The sequence below is a fragment of the Nonomuraea sp. NPDC049758 genome (assembly GCF_040674635.1).
Classification (GTDB): Bacteria; Actinomycetota; Actinomycetes; order Streptosporangiales; family Streptosporangiaceae; genus Nonomuraea.
The window spans coordinates 1-1,794 of sequence record NZ_JBFAMZ010000063.1; the positions used below are offsets into that span (position 1 = coordinate 1).

Below are 1,794 nucleotides of genomic sequence, written 5' to 3' on the forward strand. Positions count from 1 at the left end.
ACGACCACCTCCCAATATCGAAGAGGCAGCAAGCCTGGCGGGTTCACCGCTGGAGATCAATTACCCGTCCAAGATTCGGTGACGGGCCACTAGACGGCCCGGGGTGGTGTACTCGCCGGCGACGCTCAGCTGACGTAGACGAGGGCAGTGCGCTCCGGGCCGACCAAGAGGAGGCATGAATCCCCTTCGCCGCACAGAACCTCATCGAGGGGGAACTTCTTGGCGAAGGCGAGTAGGGGTCCGGAAGGGCCGGCGACCCCAGTGGCGATCGTCTCGTAGAGGTCGCGGGCCAGCCAGGAGACGAGTTCGTCGCCGGGAATCTCGGGGGTCGTATCGTCGAATTCCCAGAGCGTGCCAGTGGCCCGGGCCGCTTGGACGATGTTCCGTTCCGACTCGGCCAGCACGGTCTCCAGGGAGGCTGCGTCCAGCGGCCAGAGGACGTCGTCGTCCCCGTCGTCGCCCTCCTCGGCGATCAGCCAGTGCCCGTCTCCTGACCAGCCTGTCCGGAAGGCGTCGTACGGATCAGAGACGTCGAGGTCGACGTCGTGAGTTCCGAAACTCACCTCGAATGTCACCGCGTCGGTGTTGTTGACAGTGAGGAATTGGCGCAAAAGCGCCGTGACGCATGCGATTCGGTACTCGGCCTCGATGGGGCCATCGGAGGCGATCGGGGCGGAGCCCAGCGACACTCGCCACGTCCTCCTCCAACTGCGCACCAGTAGGTGCAGTTCATCATCAAGTACGGGGCCGCCTGGTTCGGCGGCGGCCTCGATCCGCAGCAGGTCTGTGGCGTCTGCGGCGAGGTAGCCGGCGGCGTATCCGGCCAGTGCCCGGCCGCGCCGGTTCAGGCTGCCGCCGGATTCCAGTGCCCCGATGAGGGACTCGTACGTCTGCTCCGCCCCCTTGGCGGGCAGGCCCCAGGACGCGCATAGGGGGCTGTCGGATGTCTCGTCCGGGTCATCGATGTCGAACCACTCGACGGTCACTGGGTGGCGCTGCCCACCGGGGCCGATGAAGGTTCCCGGGAACGCCCCGTACTCCGTCACCTCAATCGGGACTGTACGGTCACTGGTGTAACTCCTGATCAAGGAGAACGCACCTGATGAGTACTGTGATCCAGGCATCGACGGAGATCGACCTGGAGGACACCGACGTGGCGCGCAAGCAGCCCAAGGGCAGCAACGCCAAGGATTCGGATCGGGAGCTGGTGGCCCGGCTGGTCGACCAGGCCCGGGCCGAGGGCGTGGAACTGGTCGGCGAGAACGGGCTGCTGGGCCGGCTGACCAAGCTGGTGCTGGAATCCGCGCTGGAAGGCGAGATCACCGACCATCTCGGTTACGACAAGCACCAGCGCTCCGGCGGCGAGACGACCAACAGCCGCAACGGCGCCCGCTCCAAGACGGTCATCACCGACGTCGGGCCGGTCGAGATCACCGTGCCGCGCGATCGGGACGGCAGCTTCGAGCCGAAGATCGTGCGCAAGCGGCAGCGGCGCCTGTCCGGCGTCGATGAGATGGTCATCTCGCTGGCCGCCAAGGGCCTGACGACCGGTGAGATCTCCGCGCACCTGGCCGAGGTGTACGGCGCCGAGGTGTCCAAGCAGACCATCTCGACCATCACTGACAAGGTGCTGGAGGGGATGGCCGAGTGGCAGAACCGGCCGCTCGACCCCGTCTACCCGGTGATCTTCGTCGATGCGATCCATGTGAAGTTGCGGGCTCTGTCGCAGATTGCGTGATCTAGGCGGGACGCAGGATGCGTTTGCGTAGCAGGTCGAGTTTCGCGCGGCCGAAC

General features: G+C 66.1%; 1 protein-coding gene and 1 pseudogene. One reads left to right on the forward strand and one right to left on the reverse strand.

What is annotated here, in order from left to right; genetic code table 11:
• Positions 1-125: 125 nt before the first annotated feature.
• Positions 126-1,088, reverse strand: coding sequence for a hypothetical protein (locus AB0J46_RS51875; protein WP_364344932.1), 963 nt, complete (start codon positions 1,086-1,088; stop codon positions 126-128).
• A 14-nt stretch (positions 1,089-1,102) separates the two neighbouring features.
• Between AB0J46_RS51875 and AB0J46_RS51880 the strand changes: the two are divergent.
• Positions 1,103-1,717 (forward strand): annotated as a pseudogene (locus AB0J46_RS51880) (transposase); the annotation flags it as partial.
• Positions 1,718-1,794: the final 77 nt, after the last annotated feature.